Source organism: Kitasatospora sp. NPDC002227 (genome assembly GCF_040296285.1).
GTDB lineage: Bacteria > Actinomycetota > Actinomycetes > Streptomycetales > Streptomycetaceae > Kitasatospora.
Genome location: NZ_JBEOWY010000019.1, coordinates 60685 through 79627, shown reverse-complemented (window position 1 = coordinate 79627; position 18943 = coordinate 60685). Strand labels below are relative to the sequence as shown.

The 18943-nt window shown below is 75.3% G+C and carries 12 protein-coding genes; 8 read left to right on the top strand and 4 right to left on the bottom strand.

All coding sequences use genetic code 11. The features are described from left to right. Positions 1-22: 22 nt before the first annotated feature. The 4 genes from ABT095_RS19150 to ABT095_RS19135 form a co-directional block, all read right to left on the bottom strand. Positions 23-1906, bottom strand: coding sequence for a DUF5107 domain-containing protein (locus ABT095_RS19150; RefSeq protein ID WP_350530621.1), 1884 nt, complete (start codon positions 1904-1906; stop codon positions 23-25). Further along, complete coding sequence (locus ABT095_RS19145) at positions 1903-2682, bottom strand: carbohydrate ABC transporter permease (protein WP_350530620.1); 780 nt, start codon at positions 2680-2682, stop codon at positions 1903-1905. Before ABT095_RS19145 ends, ABT095_RS19150 begins: the two co-directional genes overlap by 4 nt. Positions 2683-2764: 82 nt before the next feature. Then, complete coding sequence (locus ABT095_RS19140) at positions 2765-3727, bottom strand: carbohydrate ABC transporter permease (RefSeq protein ID WP_350530619.1); 963 nt, start codon at positions 3725-3727, stop codon at positions 2765-2767. A gap of 3 nt (positions 3728-3730) precedes the next feature. Further along, positions 3731-5041, bottom strand: a complete 1311-nt coding sequence (locus ABT095_RS19135) for an ABC transporter substrate-binding protein (protein WP_350530618.1) — start codon at positions 5039-5041, stop codon at positions 3731-3733. A gap of 267 nt (positions 5042-5308) precedes the next feature. Here ABT095_RS19135 and ABT095_RS19130 point away from each other — a divergent pair, with 267 nt between their 5' ends. From ABT095_RS19130 to ABT095_RS19095, 8 genes are all read left to right on the top strand, one after another. Continuing rightward, positions 5309-6322: a LacI family DNA-binding transcriptional regulator gene (locus ABT095_RS19130; protein WP_350530617.1), complete on the top strand. Its 1014-nt coding sequence runs from the start codon at positions 5309-5311 to the stop codon at positions 6320-6322. Between the two features lie 98 nt (positions 6323-6420). Beyond that, the gene (locus ABT095_RS19125) at positions 6421-8823 is read left to right on the top strand and encodes a glycosyl hydrolase family 95 catalytic domain-containing protein (protein WP_350530616.1); all 2403 of its coding nucleotides are present in this window, start codon (positions 6421-6423) and stop codon (positions 8821-8823) included. A 13-nt stretch (positions 8824-8836) separates the two neighbouring features. Further along, a complete protein-coding gene (locus ABT095_RS19120) occupies positions 8837-10906 on the top strand; it encodes an AAA family ATPase (protein WP_350530615.1) in 2070 nt (689 codons plus the stop codon). 116 nt (positions 10907-11022) lie between these two features. Beyond that, positions 11023-11472, top strand: a complete 450-nt coding sequence (locus tag ABT095_RS19115) for an ATP-binding protein (RefSeq protein WP_350530614.1) — start codon at positions 11023-11025, stop codon at positions 11470-11472. Positions 11473-11955: 483 nt separating this feature from the next. Beyond that, a complete protein-coding gene (locus ABT095_RS19110; protein WP_350530666.1) occupies positions 11956-14805 on the top strand; it encodes an ATP-binding protein in 2850 nt (949 codons plus the stop codon). Positions 14806-14897: 92 nt separating this feature from the next. Continuing rightward, a complete protein-coding gene (gene galT, locus ABT095_RS19105) occupies positions 14898-15941 on the top strand; it encodes a galactose-1-phosphate uridylyltransferase (protein WP_350530613.1) in 1044 nt (347 codons plus the stop codon). Next, a complete protein-coding gene (galK, locus tag ABT095_RS19100; RefSeq protein ID WP_350530612.1) occupies positions 15938-17083 on the top strand; it encodes a galactokinase in 1146 nt (381 codons plus the stop codon). The genes galT and galK overlap by 4 nt, the downstream gene beginning before the upstream one ends. 140 nt (positions 17084-17223) lie before the next feature. Continuing rightward, positions 17224-18936, top strand: coding sequence for a SulP family inorganic anion transporter (locus ABT095_RS19095; protein WP_350530611.1), 1713 nt, complete (start codon positions 17224-17226; stop codon positions 18934-18936). Positions 18937-18943 lie beyond the last annotated feature (7 nt).

Genomic DNA, 18943 nt, shown 5'->3' with positions numbered 1-18943 from the left:
GGGAAGCAGCAGGGGCCGTGTCTCAGCCTTCCGACATGCGGAAGTCGTAGTGCGGTGGCACCGGGAGCTCCGGGTGCACCGCGAGCCAGAGGGTGTCGAGGGAGACTTCGCCCTCGCGCATGTTGTCGACCCGGATGCCCTCGGCCAGCAGCCGCCGGACCAGGTCGTCGTCGCCGCCCGCGTGGGCGGCCTTCGCCTCGGCGAGCCGGATCCGGCCGTGGGCGCGGGCCGTCGCGGGCAGCGACCCGATCAGCTCCAGGGCCGCCTGCGCACGGTCGGCCGCGAGCAGGGCGTCCAGCGCCTCGACGGTCAACGGCAGCTCCGAGGGCGCGATTTCGTGCGCCTCGAGCGCCAAGTCCGCCGTCTCCCCGAGGTCCGGGGCGAGGAAGGCCAGGGCGCGCAGCGCCCACGGCGTCCGCCGGTCGGCCAGGGAGCGTTCGAAGGCCTCCCGGGCGCCGTCCCGCTCGCCGTCGGCCAGGCGGAGCAGGCCCAGGTGGTAGAGCGCGTGCCAGTCCTCGGCTCCGGCCTCCAGCAGCTCGCGCCAGCGCGGCCCGGTGACGGGCGCGGCGGGCGGGTCGCTGATCGGCAGCACTCCGGTGGCCAGCAGGTTCCGCCAGGGCTCCTGTTCGCCGCCGGGGGTGCCGAACGGGAGCAGCGGGGAGGCGGGCAGCCGCCCGGCCTCGATCTCCAGCGCGGCCCAGCCGGAGCCGTCGGCCAGCACCTCCTCCGGTGCGCCGAACTCGTGGGCGAGGGCCTCGGCGCGCTTCAGCTCGGCCGGCGGCACCAGCTGGTCCAGCGCGGCCGCGGCGGCGGCCCTGGCCTCGCCCCAACTCCCGTGCACCGCAGCCGGATCGGCCTCCAGGAGGCCGTACGCCTCGGTCCAGGACCAGGTCTCCCCGGCGGGCATCGGCAGGTGCTCGAGCTGGGTGCGGGCGAGCCCGGCCTGGATCTCCAGGTAGCCGGAGCCGGGCCCGGAGAGCCACTCCTGCCAGTGCGAGCCGCCGGTGCCGGTGCCCCAGCAGAACAGCTTGCGCCCGCGCAGCCGCTCGGTGGAGGTCTGCACCAGGCCGGTGCCCTTGCCGTCCAGCGCGGCGATCCAGCGGCGCTCGCCGGGCGGCAGGTCCAGGAAGTAGTCGGCGGCCCGGGTGACCAGGCCGGGGTAGCTGCGGTCCTCGCCGCCGAACAGCGGGAACTCCACCCGCTTGAGGTCGCTGACGTAGTCGCAGTGGAAGGCGTGCTCGGCCGGGCCGAGGACGCGGACGTCCTCGCCCTGCGGGACGGCGATGTTGGACCACCAGTAGACCGGGGTCTCCTGCGCCGACGGGTTGTGCACGCTGACGTGGACGTACAGCACCGGCGAGCCGGCGGGCAGCCAGGTGTCCATCCGCAGCACCAGCCGGCGCAGCCGCTCGAAGGCGTACATCCGGAGCACGGGCGTGCCGTCGGGGGCGGTCAGGCGAGCGGCGTGCAGAGGCTCGCAGGTGAGCGGCCAGTGGCCGGTGGTGCCGAGGTTCCACTCCACTCCCCCGGCCAGCCAGGCGTCGCGCAGCGCGAGGTTGGCGGGCTGCAGCACGGGGTTGCGGTGCAGCAGCTCCCGCCCGCTCGGGCGGTGCACCAGCGACCAGAGCCGGCCGCCGTAGCCGGGCAGGTAGGTGGCCCTCAGGTGCTCGTTCTCCAGCACCACGGTGGGCAGTTCGCGCTGCGTACGGGTGCGGTCGTAGTCGTCCTGCCGGGTGTACGGCAGCAGCGCGTGCGGGGCGCCGTACGTGAGGCCGCTGCGCATCTCCTCGTCGACGCCGACCCCCTCCGCGGTCCAGGAGGAGATGCCGTGCAGGATCGGGAGGGTGCCGCGCGGGTCGGCGGCGCCCTCGATCCGCAGGACGTCGGTGCGCAGTGTCGAGGTCATTTCCCGATCCCAACCGTCATGCCCTGGATGATCCGCGTCCCCATCCAGGAGAAGAGCGCGATCATCGGGGCGAGGATGATGCAGACTCCGGCGAACATGGTGCCGTAGTCCATTCCGTTGATCTGCTCGGTGGCGACGAACTCGGCGAGCGCCACCGGCAGGGTGATCTGGTCCTGGCTGTGGGTCAGGACCAGGGCGAACAGCGTCTCGTTCCAGCCGCTGATGAACTGCAGCAGGAACGCGGTGATCAGCCCGCCGCGGGCGACCGGCAGCACGACCTGTACGAAGGTGCGCACCGGGCCGGCGCCGTCCAGCACCGCGGCCTCCTCGAGCACCGAGGGGATGCCGGCGAAGAATCCCGTCAGCATGAAGACGGTGAACGGCATGGCCAGGCCGATGTAGACCAGGATCAGGCCGAGGTGACTGTCCGTCAGATTCACCTTGGCCAGCCCGACGAACAGCGGCACCACCAGCACCTGGCCGGGCACTCCCAGGCCCATCGCGAAGGTCATGGTCAGCATCGAGGAGACCCGCGAGCGGCGGCGCGACAGCGCGTAGGCGCAAGGGGCCGCGATCGCGACGGCCGCGAGCGAGGAGACCACCGCGACCAGGACGCTGTTCAGCGCCGCCTGCCCGAACCCGCCGTCCCTGAGGGCGGTGAGGTAGTTGCCGACCCGGGGCGGCGCGGGCAGCCCGAAGGCCTGGTGCAGGATGTCCGAACTCCCGCGCAGCGAGGTCAGGGCGATCCAGAGGATCAGCAGGAGGTCTGCGGCCACCACGCACCAGACGAGCGCTGTCGCGATCCGTCTCGCCAGGCCGGCCGACCGGCGTTGGGTTTGCACGATTGCGGTGCCTTTCTCAGTACTCGATGGGGTCGCGGCGCATCAGCCGGCGCAGCACCAGCGTCACCACGGTGACCATCAGCAGGCTGCTGACCGCGGCCGCCGTGGCCATCCCGAGCCGGGGGACGGTGGCCTGCGGGAAGGCCTCGGCGTACACGTACAGCGCGGTGTTCCAGCTGCTGACCGGCGGGTAGGCGCTGCTGGTGCCGCCGAAGAGCAGGATCAGCTCGAAGATCTTCACCGAACTGACCGTCCACAGCACGGCGCAGACCGAGATGACGTCCCAGGCGCAGGGCAGGGTCACGTGCCGGAAGCGCTGCCAGGCGTTGGCGCCGTCCAGTTCGGCCGCCTCGTAGAGGTAGGCCGGGATCTGGTCGACGGCCGCCATGATGATGGAGGTGTAGTAGCCGGTCGCCGTCCAGATCAGGGTGCCGAGCACCATCGGCAGCAAGTTGTCCGTGGAGAGCCACTTCGGCGGCGTGGTGACGCCGAGGAAGTGCAGGGCCTGGTTGACCGGGCCGGTAGGCGAGAACAGGAAGCCCGCCGCGATGCCGAACACCATGCCGTTGACCAGGCAGGGGAAGAACAGCACCGACCGGGCGAACAGCCGGGCCTTCATCTCGCGCAGCACCAGGGTCAGCGCGAAGCTGATCACGAAGGTGACCGTGCCGCCGACGAACATCAGCTTCAGGGTGTTGACCAGCGAGGTCCGGAAGGACGGGTCCTGCAGCAGCACCTGGTAGTTGTGCAGGCCCCGCCACTGCATGTCCCCCATGCCGTCCCACTTGTACAGGCTGGTCCAGACCGCGTAGCCGACCGGGGCGAGGAACATCACCGCGTAGACGAGCAGCGCGGGGGCCGTGAACGGCCAGAACATCCGGCGCTGTTGGCGTATCAGCGGGCTGCCCGCGCCGCCGCGGTGGCGGCGCGGGGCCCGGGCGGGAGCCGGCCGGGGCTTGTCGAGGAGCGTGGCGGCCATGGCTCAGCCCTGGGTCTGCCAGTACGTGACCTGGTCCGCCTTGCACTTCGCGACGAACTGCGCGGCGGTGGACTTGCCGTGCCACAGGTCCAGGAAGTGCTGGTCGAGGACCTTGGGCGACCAGTTGCCGGCCACCCCGTCGAACGGCAGGCGCACCGTCGCACCGGCCAGCGCCTTCTGGGCGTCGGCGAGTTCGGCCGGGGCGGGGATGTCCTCGCGCGGGGTGATGTTGCCCGCGGTGGTGGAGATGCCGGCCAGCTCCTTCTTCTGCAGGAAGAAGGCGATGAACTTCTCGGCCGCCTCGGCGTGCTTGGCCTTCTTCGGGATGGAGAAGCCGAACAGGGTGGCGTCCGGGCTCTTGGTGCCGGGCGGCAGCATCGAGCCGAACTTCCAGCCGGCCGGGATCTGCTTGGCGACCTCGGCGGTGACCCAGCTGCCGTTCATCAGGAAGGCCGCCTTGCCGCCGGCCCAGTTGGTCTCCTGCGCGGGGTACTTGGTCGCGTCGTAGCCGGGGATCAGGTACCCGCCCTTGACCAGCTGCTCGACCTTCTGGGCCGCCGCGAGCACCGCCGGGTCGTCCCAGCCGGCGCTGGACTTGTCGTTCGCGAGCTTGCTGACGTCCACCCCGGCGCCGTTGAGCAGGTAGTCGAAGTACAGGCCGTTGGTCCACGGGTCCTCACCCTCGGAGGCGAAGCAGGGCTTGCTCTTGGCCTTGAGGGTGTCGCAGACCTTCAGCAGCGCGGCCCAGTCGGCCGGGGCGGCGGGCATCGCGGCGGCGAGGTCCGGGTCGGCGGCGTTGTAGTACAGGCCGGTGGTGGCGACCTCGTACGGGATGACGTAGTGGTTCGAGCCGCCCGGGTCCTTCGGCAGCATGTCGAAGTACTTGCCGGGGATCACCTGGGAGACCGGCACGTTCTCACCGGGGATCTGCAGGCCGAGCACGGGCGAGAGGTCGAGGGCCTGGCCGGCCGAGGCGACCGAGCCGAAGATCGCGTCGTTGGCCTGGTCCCACAGGTCGGGGGCCTGGTTGGCCGCGATGGACGGGCCGATCTTCTTCGAGATGTCGCGGCCGGCCCAGTTGACGTCGACCTTGATGCCGGTGGCGGTGGTGAAGTCGGCGATCGCGGCCTTGAGCACCTGGGCCTGCGGCTCCTCGGCGCGCCACATCGACCAGTAGGTGAAGCTGCCGCCCGCCTTGGCGTCGCCGCTCGCGCCGGTGCCGCTGCTGCCGCAGGCGCTGAGGCCGAGCACGAGTGCGGTGGCCGCGGCCGCGCCCACGATCCGGGTGGGGGTGGACAGGGAGGTTCTGGGCATGGGGGGAGTCCTCTCGGTGGCGCTGGGTGGCGCAGAGGTGTCATCAGCCGGAGTCCGGAACCGAATCGGCTGGATGGTCGGGAACCGTATGCGCCACTTGACCGGTAAAACAAGAGTCTGGCCAAAAATTGCGGGATTCGATTCCGAGTGGGTAGCGGCTGACAGGCGCCGATGAGTGATCGGGCGAGTGCCGTGGGTTGACTTGCCTCCGGAAGTGGTCCTAACTTCGGGCTGCAGCGATTGACCGGTCAAATCACGGGGAGCCCCATGGCGACGATGCAGGACGTGGCGGAGCGCGCGGGCGTCACCAAGCAGACGGTCTCGAACGTGCTCAGCGGCCGGGTCCCCGTCCGCCCCACCACCGCCGCCCGGGTGCGGGCCGCGATCTCCGAGCTGGGCTACACGCCCAACCTGGTGGCCCGGTCGCTGGCCACCGGGAGCACCCGGACGGTGGGGCTGTTCGTGCCGACCGTGACGGGAACCTTCTACGCCGAGGTGGTCGAGGCGGTCGAGGACGTCCTGGAGGAGCACGGCTACCACCTGCTGCTCTGCACCACCCGCCTGGACGGCGAGCGGGCCCGGCGCCACCTGGCAGGGCTCACCAGCCGCTCGGTCGAGGCCCTGCTGATCGCGGGCGACCGCGACCTGATCGACCACCTCCCGCTGCTGGCCGACGCCCGCTTCCCGGTCGCGCTGTGCGCCTGGGAGACCACGGCGCCCGACGCCTTCCCGGTGGTCACCGTCGACTACGAGCACGCGGGCTACCTGGCCGGGCGCCACCTGCGCGAGCTCGGCCACCGCCGGGTGGCCGTGCTGGCCAGCCCCGCCCACACCACCCGGGTGGCCGGCTTCCGGCGCGGTTTCACGGCCGAGGGCCTGGCCGTCCCGGACGACGCCGTCCACCTGGCGGCCGAGCCGACCCTGGCCGGCGGCTTCGCGGCGGCGCAGGCGGCCTTCGCCGCCGACCCGGGCCTGACCGCCGTCTTCGCCACCCACGACATCCTCGCCCTCGGCGCCCTCGAGGCGGCCCGGGCCGCCGGGCGCGCCGTCCCGCAGGACCTCTCGGTCGTCGGCCACGACGACACCCCGGAGGTCCGGCTCACCCGGCCGCCGCTGACCACGGTCGCCCTCCCCAAGCGGGAGATGGCCCGCCAGGCCGTCGAGCTCCTGCTGCGGGCCCTCGCCAAGTCCGCCGGCACCGTCAACTCGCTCCAACTGCTGCGGCCCGAACTGGTCGTCCGGGACAGCACCTGCCCGCCCCGCGCGCCCGGCCTCGGCTGACCCCCGAACCGCCCGGGGCCGGCCGACTCCCGAACCGCCCGGCGTCGGCTGACCCCCGAACCGCCCGGGGCCGGCCGACCTCCGAAAGGACACCCGCCTTGCCTACGGACCGCCTCCCCAGGCCGGACCGCCTCTGGTACCGCCGCCCGGCCGACTCCTTCCTCGAAGCCCTGCCGCTCGGCAACGGCCGCCTCGGCGCGCTGATACTCGGCGGCGCCGGCCAGGAGCCCACCGGCGAGACCGTCCACCTCAACGCCGACACCCTGTGGTCCGGCGGCCCGGGCCCGAACGACCGGGAGGGCTCGGCCGAGCACCTCGGCCCGCTGCGGGCCGCCGTCGCCGCCCGCGACTACGCCGGGGCCGAGGCGCTGGCCGAGCACATGCAGGGCCCCTTCACCCAGGCCTACCAGCCGCTCGCCACCCTCCACCTGGCCGTGGCCGGCGCCGACCCGGCGGGCTACCGGCGCGAGCTGGACCTGGACGCCGCCGTCCACCGCGTCGAGTACCACGACGGCGGCGCGCCGGTGCGCCGCGAGTCCTTCCTGTCGGCGCCCGCCGGGGTGCTGGTCACCCGGATCACCTCCGAGCGGCCGCTGGAGCTCACCGTCCGGCTCGACACCCCGCACCCCGGCGCCCGCCGCACCGGCGCGATCGAAGGCCTGGCGGTCCTGCTCGGCCGCGCCCCCGCCCACGTCGAGTTCGACGCGGCGGACCCGGCCCGGTACGCCCCCGACGAGGGCATGGGCTTCGCCGCGGCCGTCCGGGTGCTCGCCGCCGGCGGCCGCACCGGCCGCGCGGGCGACGCCGTGACCGTCAGCGGAGCCCGGGAAGTGCTCCTCCTGGTCGCCGCCGGGACCGGCTACCGCGGGCCCGCCGAGAAGCCGGCCGGGCCCGACGGCACCCCGCTCGACACCGTCCGGCGCCTGCTCGACGCCGCCGCCGCGCAGCCGTACCAGCGCCTGCTCGCCGACCACCTGGCCGACCACCGGCGCCTGCACCGCAGCGCGGACCTGCGCCTGGCCGGGGCGCAGGGCGCCGAGGAACTCCCCACCGACGAGCGGCTCGCCGCCGCCCGCGCCGGGCAGGACGACCCGGGCCTGGCGGCCCTGCTCTACTCCTACGGCCGCTACCTCCTGATCGCCTCCTCCCGGCCGGGCACCCAGCCCGCCAACCTGCAGGGGATCTGGAACACCGAGGTCGCCCCGCCCTGGAACGCCAACTGGACGACCAACATCAACCTCCAGATGAACTACTGGCACGCCGAGACCACCGCGCTCGCCGAGTGCCACGAGCCGCTGTTCGACCTGCTCGCCGACCTCCCGGAGCCCGGCGCCCGCACGGCGCAGGTGTACTACGGCGCCCGCGGCTGGACCGTCCACCACAACCTCGACCTGTGGCGCAGCACCAACCCCGTCTCGGGCCTGCCGGTCTGGGCCAACTGGCCGACGGCCGGGGCCTGGCTGTGCGCGCACCTGTGGGAGCACCACCTCTTCCACGGCGACCAGGCCTTCTTGGCCGACCGGGCCTACCCGCTGATGCGCGGCGCCGCGCTCTTCCTGCTCGACCTGCTCACCGAGGACGAGGACGGCCGCCTGGTCACCTGCCCCTCCACCTCGCCCGAGCATCACTTCCGCCTGCCGGACGGCAGCCTGGCCGCCGTCTCGGCCCAGGCCACCCTCGACCACTGGCTGGCCGCCGAACTCCTCGCCAACACCGCCGCGGCCGCCCGGCTGCTCGGCGTGGACCAGGACTTCGCCGCCGAGCTGGACACGGCCCGGGCCCGGCTGCGCCCGCCGCGCACCGACGGCGCGGGCCGCCTGCTCGAGTGGTGGGAGGACCTGCCCGAGGAGGATCCGGGCCACCGGCACCTCTCCCTCCTCTACGGCCTCTACCCCGGCAGCGCCGTCGACCCGCTGACCGCCCCCGGGCTGGTCGGGCCCTCCCGCCTGGCGCTCGAGCGCCGGATGGCGCACGGCAGCGGCAGCACCGGCTGGAGCCGCGCCTGGGTCTGCGCCCTGGCGGCCCGGCTGGGCGACGCCGAGCTCGCCCACGAGAGCGTCCGGGCGCTGCTCGCGGAGTACACCGCGCCCAACCTGTTCGGCCTGCACCCGCCGGAGATCTTCCAGATCGACGGCAACTTCGGCTTCACCGCCGCCGTCACCGAGATGCTGCTGCAGAGCCACAACGGCCTGCTGCGGCTGCTGCCCGCGCTGCCCCGGCAGTGGGCGGCCGGCGAGGTCACGGGGCTGCGCGCCCGGGGCGGGGTCGGCGTCGACCTCAGCTGGGCCGGCGGCCGTCTGACCGAGGCCGTGCTCACGGCCGGCCGGGGCGCCCCCCTCACCGTCCAGCTGCCGGCCGGCACCCCGCCCCTCGCGGTGACCGACCGGGCCGGCGGCGCGGTCGCCGCCGAGCTCCTCCCGGCCCAGGCCGGGCCCCGGCTCCGGTTCACGGCCGCCACCGGTGGGACGTACCTGCTCCGCCCGGCCGCCGACCGCACCTGAAGGGACCGCCGCCATGCCCCTGCTCTCCCGCGAGCGCCCCGAACCGGCCCGGCGCGGTCCGGCTCGCCGGGCCCTCGTCCGCCCGGCCGCCCGGCCGCTGCCCCGAAGGCCGGCGCGGCGGACCTCGCGCGAGGCAGGTGATCAGGTGGGGCAGGCGCCCGGTCCGGGCACCACCGGCCCGTTCCGGTACGTGGGGCGCGAGCGCGAGCTCGGCCTGCTGCTGGCCGCGCTGCGGCGCCCGCCCGCCGTGGTGCTGGTCGAGGGCGAGGCCGGGATCGGCAAGTCACGGCTGGTGGCCGAGGCGGCGGCGGTGCTGCGCGCCGAGGGCCGCCCGGTGCTCACCGGCTACTGCCAGCCGCTGCGCGACCCGTTCCCGTACGGGCCGGTCGCCGACGCGCTGTCCAAGGCCGGCCCCTGGCTGCCCCGGGGCGCACTGCCGCCCGCGACCGGGGCGCTCGCCACGCTGCTGCCCGCCCTGGCCGACCTGCTCCCGCCCGGGGGCGACACGCCCGGCCCGGCGGAGCGCTCACAGGTGGTGCACGCCGTCCGCACCCTGCTCACCGCGCTCGGCCCGGCCGTCCTGATCGTCGAGGACCTGCACTGGGTGGACGAAGCCACCCGGGACTTGCTCCTGCTGCTCGCCCGGGACCTGCCGGAGCAGCTCAGCCTGGTGCTCACCTACCGGGCCGAGGACCTGCCCCCGGACACCCCCGCCCTCGGCTCCGCCTACCGCCACCCGCCCGGCGCGGGCGGCACCGTGCTCCGGCTCGGCCCCCTCACCGCCGAGGACGTCGACGAGCTGGCCGCCACCGCGCTCGGCACCGCCGCCACCCCTGCTCTCGCGGCCGCCCTGTACGAGCGCAGCCAGGGCCTGCCGCTGGTCGCCGAGGAGGACCTGCTCACCCTCGCCGGGCACGGCACCGCCCTGGACCAGCGCGAGGCGGTCGAGCGCCTGCACGGCGCCGACGTGCCGCACGGCCTGCGCGAGGCCGTCACCGAGCGCCTCGCCGCGCTCTCCCCGGCCGGCGCGGCGATCGTCGAGGCCGCCGCCGTGCTCGCCGTCCCCGCCGAGGAGGCCCTGCTCACCGCCCTCGCCGGGCTGGACGCCGACACCGGGGCGCAGGCGCTGGTGGAGGCACTGGGCAGCTCACTGCTGCACGAGGGCGAGGGCTACCGGTACGCCTTCCGGCACGTGCTGGCCCAGCGGATCGCCTACCGGCGGATCCCCTCCCCGCACCGGCTGCGCCTGCACCGGCGGGCCGTCGAACTGCTCCGGGAGCTCTCCCCCGCGCCGCTGGTGCAGATCGCCCACCACACCCTCGCCCTCGGCGACCCGGCCGCCTGGCTGCGCCGCGCCGAGGAGGCGACCGCGCAGCCCGCCCCCGTCGGCGACCAGGGCACCGCCGCCGCCCTGCTGCACCAGATCCTCGACGCGCCGGAGCTCGATACCGAGGGGCGGGCCCGCTCCGCCGACGAGCTCGCCCGGATCTCGCACACCGGGGTCGACCTCACCGCCACCATGCGGCTGCTCCGGCGGCTGGTCGCGGACCCTCGCCCGCCCCACGCCGCCGGCGGCGAGATCCGGCCGGGCCTCGGCCTGCTGCTGCCCGACGAAGCAGCCTCGCTGCCCTGGCCGCACGACCTGGAGCCGGCGGCCGAGGAGCTCGCCGACCGCCCCGGCCTCGCCGACCGGGCGATGCTCGCCCTGGCCCTGAACGAACGGGAGGGCCCCGGGCCCGCCGCCGAGGCGGACCGCGATCAGGCGCGAGCCCTGCTCGCCGCGGCCGCCGACACCTCCACCCGGCTCGGGGCCACCGCCGACCTCGACCGCTGCGGGCAAGCGGCGCAGGAGCTCGGCCTCACCCGCCCCACCCCGCCGGGCCGCCGGGGCTACGGCGGGCAGCTGTCGCCGCGCGAACGGCAGGTGGCCGAGCTGCTGGCCACCGGCGCGGCCAACCAGGACATCGCCCGCACGCTCTTCCTCTCCCCCCGCACGGTGGAGAACCACGTCGCCAGCGTCCTGCGCAAGCTCGGCACCACCCGGCGGGCCGTGGCCGGGGCGCTGCGGGAGCAGGCGGCCTGACCAGGCCGCCTGAGTATTTACTGGGGACCCCCAAACTCAGGAACCCGCATTGTTCCCCGGCCCGGCCACCCCGACCGTGGAGACCGGGGGGCCACCCGCTCACCTCGGGAGACCCGATGCTCACCACCCACCCAGGCGCCGTGCGAGACCCGGCCACCAACGCGGCCCCGTACGGCGGCTGCGCCCCGGCAGCCGAGTGCACCACCGCGGCGACTCTCGCCTCGGTCCCCGCACTGCGCCGCTTCGCCCGCGCGGCGACGGCCCGCTGGAGCCTCACGCCCGCTGTCGGCGAGGCGCTGGCCCTGGTGGTGAGCGAACTGGCCGGCAACGCCGTCCGGCACAGCGGCAGCGCCGACGTCACCCTACGGCTCTCCGCCACGGCCACCACCCTCATCGTCGAGGTCCGGGACCACGGCCACTGGCGCCACCCGTCCCGGCTCCCGTCCCACGAGCCGGCCTGCGGCGGCCGCGGCCTGCAACTGGTCGAGGCCTACTCGGCCCGGTGCACCATCCACCCGGCCCCCGACGGCACCCGGGTGACCGTAGAACTCCCACTCCACCGGTAGCAGCACGTCAGCCACCGACGAGCCCTCATCCACCACCAGGCGCCGACCCGAGCACGCGCCCCGCGCGGCCGACCGGTCCGCCGCGGCGCTGACCGTGACCATCCGCAGCCGGCCCCGGGCCGCGCGGCCTCGATGGAGCCCTCCCTGCGCAGGAAACCGTCCACCGCGCCGCCGTCCGCGACCCTCCACAGCCGGCCCCCGGTTCTGAGTGCCGTCGGCGAGCCGCGCGATCCCCGTGGAGCCGTCCCTGCGCAGGAAACCGTCCACCGCGCCGCCGTCCGCGACCCTCCACAGCCGGCCCCCGAGCCTGACCGCCGTCGGCGAGCCGCGCGGCCTCCGCCGCACCGCCCCGAGCACGCGCCCCACGCACGCAACCGCTCCGCCTCGGCTCGGGGCCTGCGTAGGCGGCCCGAGGGCTTGATTGCCGTCGGCGGCGGGCCGGGCTACGGTGAGGGCGACAGACAGGTGATCGCCTTGACGGACGTGTCCGAGAGCCCGCCGGGGGCGTTCCCGCTCGTCGGCCGCGCGCGCGAGCTGGAGCTGCTGCTGGCAGCCGCCCGGCGCCCGCCGGCCACGGTGCTGGTCGAGGGGGAGGCGGGCATCGGCAAGTCCCGGCTGGTCCGGGAGGCCGCCGCGCGGCTGGCCCGCGAAGGGCACTGCGTCCTCACCGGCCACTGCCACCCGCTGCGTGAACCGCTGCCCTACGGCCCGCTGGTCGACGCCCTCCAGAAGGCCGGCCCCTGGCTGCCCGCCGAGGGCCTGCCGGTGGCGGCCGCTCCGCTGGCCCGGCTGCTGCCCTCGCTCGCCGACCGGCTGCCGAGCACCCCGCCGCGCCCGCCGGACCCGCCGACCGAGCGCCTGCTCCTGGTCCAGGCCGTCCGCGCGCTGCTGGCCTCGCTCGGCCCGGCCGTGGTGATCGTCGAGGACGCGCACTGGGCCGACGAAGCCACCCGCGACCTGCTGCTGCTCCTCGCCCGAGACCCGCTCGACCAGCTCTGCACCGTCCTCACCTACCGGGCCGAGGACCTCGCCCCCGACACCCCGGTGCTCGGCGCCGCCTACCGGCCGCTGCCCGGCACCGGCGGCACGGTGCTCCGGCTCGGCCCCCTCACCGGGCCCGACATCCGCGAGCTCGCCCGGGCCGCGCTCGGCGAGCGCGCGACGGCGGAGCTCGCCGACTCCCTGTACCGGCGCAGCGAGGGCCTGCCGCTCGTCGCGGAGGAGGATCTGCTCACCCTGCGCGAGCAGCACCCCGGGCCGGACGATCCGGTGGAGCGCCTGCGGGACGCCGACGTCCCGCGCGGGCTCCGGGAGGCGGTCACCGAGCGGCTGGCCCGGCTCTCTCCCCCGGCCGCCACGGTGGTCGCCGCCGCCGCGGTGCTCGCCGTACCGTCCACCGAGCAGGTGCTGGGCGCCGTCGCCGGTCTGGACGAGAGCGCGACCGGCGCCGCGCTGGTCGAGGCCCTGCGCTGCTCGATCCTGCGCGAGAGCGACGGCCACTCCTACGCGTTCCGGCACACGCTCGCCCAGCAGGTCGCGTACCGGCGCCTGCCCGGCCCCACCCGCAGGCGGCTGCACGCCGCCACCGTCGACGTCCTGGAGCGGCAGACGCCCCAGCCGCTGGTGCAGATCGCCCACCACGCGCTCGCCCTCGGCGACCGGCCGGCCTGGCTGCGCCGCACCGAGGCGGCGGCCGCCCAGGCCGCCGCCGTCGGGGACCAGGGCACGGCGACGACCCTGCTGCGGCAACTGCTCCAGCAGCCGGACACCGACAGCCGGACCCGCTCGGCGGCTGCCCTGGATTTCGCGCGGCTCGCTTCCCAGGGGGTCGACTACAACGCCGGCGCCACCGCCCTGCGGGAGATCCTGGCCGATCACCGGGTGCCCGCCCGGACTCGCGGGGAGATCCGGGTCGGCTACGGGCTGCTGCTCCTGAGCCAGGCCGCGGACCGGCAGGGCTTCGCCGAGCTGGCCCAGGCCGTGGCGGAGCTCGGTGACAGCTCACCGGAGGCCCTGCCCGCGATGGCCGCCCTCGCCCTGGACGAATCCGCCACCAGGGAGCAGGCGGAGCTGTGGATGGCCCGGGCCGAGCAGGCCGTCCGCGGCACTCCCGACGCCGAACTCGCCGCCCGGGTGCGGGCGACGCGACTGACTCTCGACGCGTCCACCGGACACCCTGCGGTGTGGGCCGCCCTCGAGCGGCTGCCCCGGCACGGGTTGGACCTGGGCGTGCTGCGGCAGACCGCCCGCGCGCTGGCCAACGCGGGTGACTGTGCCATCGATCTCGGGGAGGACGGCCGGGCAGCCAGGCTCGTCACCGAGGGGATCGAGCTGGCCCGGGCCAGCGGGCACCGCAGCGTCGAGCTGTACGGCGCGCTGAACCTGCTCCGACTGGACGGGCTGGCAGGCCGCTGGGCCGGTCTGGAGGAGCGCTTCGACGCCCTCGCCACCGCTCACCCGGACACCCCGGTGGTCGATGTCGAGCGGGCCGTCTTCCAGGGCGTCCTCGGTCTGGCCCAGGGCCGTCCCGGCCGGGCCGCCGAGTACTTCGCGCAGGCCGCGGCGGTCGCCGCGGGCCAGCTCTCGATGACCCTGGCCGGCCGGTCGGCCGCCGGCACGGCCGCCACCCGGCTCGCCCAGGGAGCCCCTGACCAGGCCTGGGCAGGCGCCCGCACGGCACTCGCGGCCGTGCGGCGCGCGGGGTCCTGGCCGAAGGCGGTCGGGCTGGTGCCGGTCGCGGTGACGGCTGCGCTGGCCTGCGACGACCGGGCCGCCGCCGAGGCCCTGGCCGACGAGCTGGCACAGGCCCTGGACGGGCGCACCACACCCGCCGCGACCGCCGAACTGCACACCGCCCGCGGCCTGCTCGCCGAGCAGGCCGCGCCCGAGCGGGCGGCCGAGGAGCACGCCGCCGCCCACCGGATCTGGCAGCAGGCCGGGCGCCCGTACCACGCGGCCCGGGCCGCCGAACTCCGGGCCCGGGCCCTCGCCGGGGTGCACCCGGAGCAGGCGGCCGCCGCCCTCGCCCCGGCCGCCGACACCTACACCGCCCTCGACGCCACCGCCGATCTCGCCCGCCTGCGGCGCCTCGAGCAGGACCTCGGCCTCACCCGCCCGGCCAGGCCGGGCCGCCGCGGCTACGGCGACCGCCTCTCCCCCCGCGAGGAGGAGGTCGCCGCCCTGCTGGCCCGCAACGCCACCAACCAGGAGATCGCCGACGCCCTCTTCCTCTCCCCCCGTACGGTGGAACACCACGTGGCCAACGTCCTGAAGAAGCTCGGCACCACCCGCAAGGCCGTCCCTGCCACCCGCTCGGCCGACCCCGTCTCCTGAATACTCAGGGATCCCCCAACTACTGGCCCTGACTACCTGATTCACCGGCCGTCCGTTGACTTCCGTTTCATCGCGTTCGAGTCTGTCGAATCATGAGAAAGACCACCGCCAAGCTCGCCGACGGCCGTGAGCTGATCTTCTTCGACGCCGACGACGCCCCGCTCAGGGAGGCGCACGACGAGCGGCCGCTCACGGCCGCCGAGCCGAACCCCTCGGAGATCCGCCTGGACGCGGTGACCGGCGACTGGGTCACGATCGCCGCGCACCGCCAGGGCCGTACCTACCACCCGCCCGCCGACGAATGCCCGCTCTGCCCCTCGCGGGACGGCCGGCTCAGCGAGATCCCCTCGGGCGACTACCAGGTCGCCGTGTTCGAGAACCGCTTCCCCTCCCTCTCCGGCGGGGTCGGCCGCTGCGAGGTGGTCTGCTTCACCCCGGACCACGGCTCCTCCTTCGCCGACCTCGACGAAGGCCGGGCCCGGCTCGTACTGGACGCCTGGACCGACCGCACCGCCGAACTGCGGCAACTCCCCGGCGTGGCACAGGTCTACTGCTTCGAGAACCGGGGCGCGGAGATCGGCGTCACGCTCGCCCACCCGCACGGCCAGATCTACGCCTTCCCGCTCGTCACCCCCCGCACCGCCCGGATGCTCCAGCAGGCCGCCCGGCACCGGGCCGCCACCGGCCGCAACCTCTTCGAGGACCTGCTCGCACGGGAACGCACCGGCGACCGGGTCGTCCTCGCCACCGAACACTGGACGGCCTTCGTCCCGTACGCCGCCCGCTGGCCGTACGAAGTCCACCTCCACCCCAACCGCCGGGTGCCCGACCTGACCGCGCTCACCGAGGCCGAGCGGGCCGAATTCCCCGCCGTCTACCTGGACTTGCTGCGGCGCTTCGACCGGCTCTTCACCGAGCCGGGGCAGCCCTGGGCCCCGACTCCGTACATCGCCGCCTGGCACCAGGCACCCCACCACGACGCGGCCGAACTCGCCCTGCACCTGGAGCTGTTCACCGTCCGCCGCGCGGCGGGCAAGCTCAAGCACCTGGCCGGCGTGGAGTCCGGCATGGACGCCTTCGTGAACGACATCTCGCCGGAGGCCGCGGCGCGGCGGCTGCGGGAGCTGGCACCATGACCGCCGGGATCGAGCGAGAGTTCCACCGGATGTTCGGCGCCGCGCCGGAGGGCGTCTGGGCGGCGCCCGGCCGGGTCAACCTGATCGGTGAACACACCGACTACAACGACGGGTTCGCGCTGCCGATCGCACTGCCGCACACCACCCGGGTGGCGGCCCGCCGCCGTTCGGACGGACTGCTGCGCCTGCACAGTGGCCAGGCCGACCCGCCGCCCGGCCCGCTCGCCGTCGCCGAACTGGCCCCGGGCACGGTCTCCGGCTGGGCCCGCTACCCCGCCGGAGTCCTCTGGGCGCTGCGCGCGGCCGGGCACCCGGTCGGCGGCGCCGATCTGTACGTCACCAGCGACGTGCCGCCCGGTGCGGGCCTGTCCTCCTCCGCCGCCCTCGAGTGCGCCACCGCTCTCGCGCTCCGCGATCTCCACCGTCTCCCGCTCTCCGGGCCGGAGTTGGCGCTGATCGCCCAGCGGGCGGAGCACCTCTTCGCCGGGGTGCCCTGCGGGGCGATGGACCAACTGGCCTCCGCCTGCTGCACGGTGGGCCACGCCCTACTGCTCGACACCCGCTCGCTCGGGCTCCGGCACATCCCGGTCGACCTCGAGCCCGCCGGGCTGAGCCTGCTGGTCGTCGACACCCGGGTCAAGCACGACCTGGGCGACGGCGCCTACGCCGAGCTCCGCCAGGGCTGCGAACGGGCCGCCGGACTGCTCGGCGTAGCCGCCCTTCGCGATCTCACCACGGCCGATCTGGGCGTGGCGACGAGCCGGCTGCCCGCCGAACTGCTGCCGCTGGTCCGCCACGTGGTGACCGAGAACGCCCGGGTCACCGAGGCCGTCGCCCTGCTCGACGCCGGCCGGATCCGCGAGCTGGGCCCCGTCCTGACCGCCGGGCACGCCTCGCTGCGCGAGGACTACCGGGTCTCCTGCCCCGAGACCGACCTCGCGGTGGACACCGCCCTCGCCGCCGGCGCCCTCGGCGCCCGGATGACCGGCGGCGGCTTCGGCGGCTCCGTCCTCGTCCTGCTGGAGACGGCCGACCTGCCCCACGTCACCCAGGCCGTCACCGACGCTTTCCGCACCGCCGGCCTGTCCGCCCCCGACTGCTTCACCGCTCACCCGTCCACCGGCGCCCGGCGGCTCGCCTGAACCACCGGCCCTGGGCCGCAATGGCATCAGCATTTGAAGAATTCTTCAATTTAATAGATGATGCATCGCGCACTCAGCAGGACAGCAGGGAGAGGCGGAGGCCCGAACGTGGCAGTGCCGAGGCGACAGGCCGAGACCGGATGAACGCCCTGGAGCGGGTGCGCGCCGTGCTGCCGGACCGCCGGACCCTGGCGACCATGGGCCGCTCGCCGCGCAAGGACCTGCTGGCGGGCCTGACGGTGGCGATCGTCGCACTGCCGCTGGCGCTCGGCTTCGGGGTCGCCTCCGGCGCCGGGGCGGCGGCGGGGCTGGCGACCGCAGTGGTGGCCGGGGCCCTGGCCGCGCTGTTCGGCGGCTCGAACCTGCAGGTCAGCGGCCCGACCGGGGCGATGACGGTGGTGCTGGTGCCGATCGTGCACCGGCACGGCACCGGCGGGGTACTGACGGTGGGCCTGCTCGCCGGGGTGCTGCTGATCGCCGCCGCCCTGGCCGGGGCCGGGCGGTTCATGGCCTACGTACCGGCTCCGGTGGTGGAGGGCTTCACGGTCGGCATCGCCGGGGTGATCGCCCTGCAGCAAGTCCCCGCCGCGCTCGGCGTCCGGCCCTCCGGCGCGGAGAACGTCGTGGTCACCGCCTGGCGCGGGGCAACCGACTACCTCGGCCACCCCCACCTCGCCCCGCTCGCCCTGGCCGCCGGGGTGGCGGCCGTCATGCTGATCGGGGCCCGGCTGCGCCCGGGCGTCCCGTTCTCCCTGCTCGCCGTCGCCGCCGCGACGCTCGCCGCCGCCCTCGCCCACCTGGACGTGGCGACGATCGGCCGGCTGCCCGCCGGGCTGCCCGCGCCCTCCCTCGGCTTCCTGCACCCGGCCGAGGTGCCGCAACTGGCCACCGCGGCGGTCGCGGTGGCGGCCCTGGCCGCCCTGGAGTCGCTGATGTCGGCGACGGCGGCGGACGCGATGAGCGTCAGCGAGCGCCACGACAGCGACCGCGAGCTGTTCGGCCAGGGCCTGGCCAATCTGGTCGCGCCGCTGTTCGGCGGCGTCGCGGCCACCGGCGCGATCGCCCGCACCGCCGTCAACGTCCGCTCCGGAGCGGCCTCCAGGCTGGCGGCCCTGGCCCACGCGGCGGTGCTCGCGGTGGTGGTGTTCGCCGCCGCGCCGCTGGTGTCGGGCATCCCGCTGGCGGCGCTGGCCGGGGTGCTGATCGCCACCGCCGCCCGGATGGTGGAGGTCGCCTCGCTGCGCGCGCTGGCCCGAAGCGGCCGGGGCGAGGCCGCCGTCATGGCGCTGACCGCCGCCGCGACACTGGCCTTCGACCTGGTCACCGCCGTGATCGTCGGCCTGCTGGTGGCCGGCGCCCTGGCCCTGCGTCAGGTCGCGCTCTCGGCCGCCCTCACCCGGGTGCCACTGCACGAAGGCCTGCCGCCCGCCGACCATCACGAGGAGGAGCAGGCCCTGCTGGCCGAGCACATCGTGGCGTACCGGATCGACGGCCCGGTCTTCTTCGCCGCCGCCCACCGCTTCCTGCTCGAACTCGCCGAGACCGGCGACGTACGGGTGGTGATCCTGCGGCTGTCCCGGGTGAGCGCGCTGGACGCCACCGGCGCGCGGGTGCTGGGCGACGCGATCGCCAAGCTCGAGCGGCGCGGCGTCCTGGTGCTCGTCTCCGGCATCCAGGACGGCCACCGGCGCACCCTCGACGCCCTCGGCGTGCTGGACGGGCTGTACGCCGCGAAGCGGGTGTTCGGCACCACTCCCGAAGCCATCGCCGCCGCCCGCGAGGCCCTGCACCACTCCGGCGTCCTGGCCCGCACCGGCGTGCACCGCACCGGCCGGAAGGACCACCGCCAGTGAGCCCGGC